We start from the raw sequence: 2812 nt of genomic DNA on the forward strand, positions 1-2812 counted from the left end.
GGAGCCGCCGCGCCCGCCGCGGGCCAGGCCCCCGCGGGCCCCCGCAGCCCCGACGCCCCCTGGCACCACGCCCGCCCGGCCTTCGACGAGCCCGCGGACGCACCCGAAGCCGGAACCGGGGCAGAACCCGAACCACAACCCGAACCTGAACCCGGAGCCGGGGCCGACGCCGCATCGAATGCCGACGCTGACAACGGCGCCCGGGACAACGGCCCCCGGGACGACGGCGCCCGGGACGACGGCGCCCGAGGCAACAGCGCCCGAGACGACGGCGCCCGAGGCAACAGCGCCCGAGACGACAGCCCCCGGGACAACGGCCCCCGAGGCAACAGCGCCCGAGACGACGACGACCGGGACAACGGCGCCCGAGGCAACCGCGCCCGAGGCAACGGCGCCCCTGACAACGACGCGCCCGAGACCCGTGACCCCGACACGCCAGGAGGCCCGCAGTGAACGACGTGCTCGACGTCGCCCTGCGACTCCTGGTCGTCTTCGTCGTCTTCCTCACGTTCCCCCTGCTCGTGGGCCAGACCGAGCACAAGGTGATGGCCCACATGCAGGGCCGCCTGGGCCCGATGTACGCGGGCGGCTTCCACGGCTGGGCCCAGCTCATCGCCGACGGCGTGAAGTTCGCGCAGAAGGAGGACGTGGTCCCGGCGCGAGCGGACCGCCGCATCTTCCAGCTCGCCCCGGCCGTCGCGCTCCTGCCCTACCTGCTCGTGCTGCTGGCCATCCCGATCGGCCCCGGCGAGGGCGCGGTCGGCCAGGTGCTGGACGTGGGCCTGTTCTTCGTCCTCGCCGTGATGGGCGTCGGCGTCCTCGGCTCGCTCATGGCCGGGTGGGCCTCCGCCAACAAGTACTCCCTCCTCGGCGGCCTGCGCACCGCCGCCCAGCTCCTCGCCTACGAACTGCCGATGCTGCTCACCGCCGCGTCGGTGGCGATGGCGGCCGGCACCGTCTCGCTGGTCGGCATCCTCGACGCCTTCGAGTGGTGGTGGCTGCCCTGGCAGATCACCGGCGCGTGCGTCTTCTTCGTCGCCGGGCTCGCCGAACTCCAGCGCCCGCCCTTCGACATGCCGGTCGCCGACTCGGAGATCATCTTCGGTGCCTACACCGAGTACACCGGTCTGCGCTTCGCCCTGTTCCTGCTCGCCGAGTACGCCGGGATCGTCGTCCTGTGCGGGCTGACCACCGTCCTGTTCCTGGGCGGCTGGCACGGCCCCTGGGGTGCCGACGGTCTCGGCTGGGTCTGGACCCTGCTGAAGACCGCGGTCCTCGCCTTCGTGGTGATCTGGCTCCGTGTCACGCACCCCCGGCTGCGTGAGGACCAGTTGCAGAAGTTCGCCTGGACCGTCCTCGTCCCTCTCGCCCTCGCTCAGATCGCCCTCACCGGCATCGTCAAGGTGGTGATCGCGTAATGGCTCCCCTCCCCGGCAGCGGCCTGGCCAAGGGGCTGGCCGTCACCCTGCGGACGATGACGAAGAAGTCCGTCACCGCGCAGTACCCGGACACCCAGCCCGACCTCCCCCCGCGCAGCCGCGGGGTGATCGCACTCTTCGAGGAGAACTGCACGGTCTGCATGCTGTGCGCCCGCGAGTGCCCGGACTGGTGCATCTACATCGACTCCCACAAGGAGACCGTCCCGCCGGCGGCCCCCGGTGGCCGAGAGCGCCAGCGCAACGTCCTGGACCGCTTCGCCATCGACTTCGCCCTCTGCATGTACTGCGGCATCTGCATCGAGGTCTGCCCCTTCGACGCGCTGTTCTGGTCACCCGAGTTCGAGTACGCCGAGACCGACATCCGCGACCTCACCCACGAGCGCGACAAGCTCCGCGAGTGGATGTGGACGGTGCCGGCTCCGCCCGCCCTCGACCCGGGCGCGGAGGAACCGAAGGAACTCGCCGCCGCCCGCAAGACCGCCGACAAGCTGGCCGCCGCCCAGGCGTCCGAGAGCGCCCCGGCCGCGCCGCCGGCCCCGGCCGGCCCGTCCGGCACCGGGACGCACGCCGACGAGCAGGCCCGTGCCGCCGAGTCACCGACCCGCCCCGCGGGCGAGTCGAAGCAGCAGACGGACCAGCCGCGGCCGACACGGAACCCACGGCAGGAGGGCCGGGAATGACCCTCGCAGCGACCGTCGCCGGCCTGGCCGGACGCGCCGGCGCCCCGCACCTGGCGGCGGCCGAGTCCCACGGTTTCCTCTCACCCACCGGCGTGGAGATCACCTTCCTCCTCGTCGGCCTGGTCACCCTCGGCGCCGCCGTCATCACCGTCACGACCCGCCAACTGGTGCACGCCGCCCTGTGGCTGGTGGTGGCCCTCGGAGGGCTCGCCGTCGAATACCTCCTGCTCACCGCCGAGTTCATCGCCTGGGTGCAGGTCCTCATCTACGTCGGTTCGGTCATCGTCCTCATCCTGTTCGGCCTGATGCTCACCAGGGCCCCCATCGGGCGCTCCCCGGACGCCGACTCGGGCAACCGGTGGTTCGCGCTCGCCGTGGCCGTGGCCGCCGCGGGCACCCTGGTCTGGGTGGTCGTGGACGCCTTCCGGACCACCTGGATCGATCTGGAGGGCGCGCCCGCCGGCTCCACCGACGTGACCGGCGCCGCCCTCTTCCAGCACTGGGTCCTCCCCTTCGAGGCCCTCTCCGTCCTCCTCCTCGCCGCCCTGGTCGGCGCGATCGTCCTGTCCCGCAAGGCGAAGGCGGCCCCCACCGCGACCGCCGCCCGCTCCGACCGGACCGGCAAGCCGGGCACCGGCCCGCAGCCGAACGCCGCCGGCAGGCCGGGCGCCGGCTCGCCCTCGCGTGCGGCCT

General features: G+C 73.1%; 3 protein-coding genes. All 3 read left to right on the plus strand.

The features are described from left to right. Positions 1–449: 449 nt before the first annotated feature. The gene (locus tag G3I53_RS02145; RefSeq protein ID WP_164335035.1) at positions 450–1418 is read left to right on the plus strand and encodes a complex I subunit 1 family protein; all 969 of its coding nucleotides are present in this window, start codon (positions 450–452) and stop codon (positions 1416–1418) included. Beyond that, on the plus strand, positions 1418–2119 hold the full coding sequence (locus tag G3I53_RS02150; protein WP_164437974.1) for an NADH-quinone oxidoreductase subunit I: 702 nt from the start codon (positions 1418–1420) through the stop codon (positions 2117–2119). Before G3I53_RS02145 ends, G3I53_RS02150 begins: the two co-directional genes overlap by 1 nt. Continuing rightward, a partial coding sequence (locus tag G3I53_RS02155; protein ID WP_239063481.1) for an NADH-quinone oxidoreductase subunit J occupies positions 2116–2812 on the plus strand: 697 nt, incomplete at its 3' end. The genes G3I53_RS02150 and G3I53_RS02155, both read left to right, overlap by 4 nt.

Origin of the sequence: Streptomyces sp. SID14436, from assembly GCF_010548465.1 — a bacterium.
GTDB lineage: Bacteria > Actinomycetota > Actinomycetes > Streptomycetales > Streptomycetaceae > Streptomyces.

Coding starts and splice junctions, on each gene's coding strand:
- G3I53_RS02150 (WP_164437974.1), top strand. CDS start 1,418: ATGGCTCCCCTCCCCGGCAGCGGCCTGGCCAAGGGGCTGGCCGTCACC.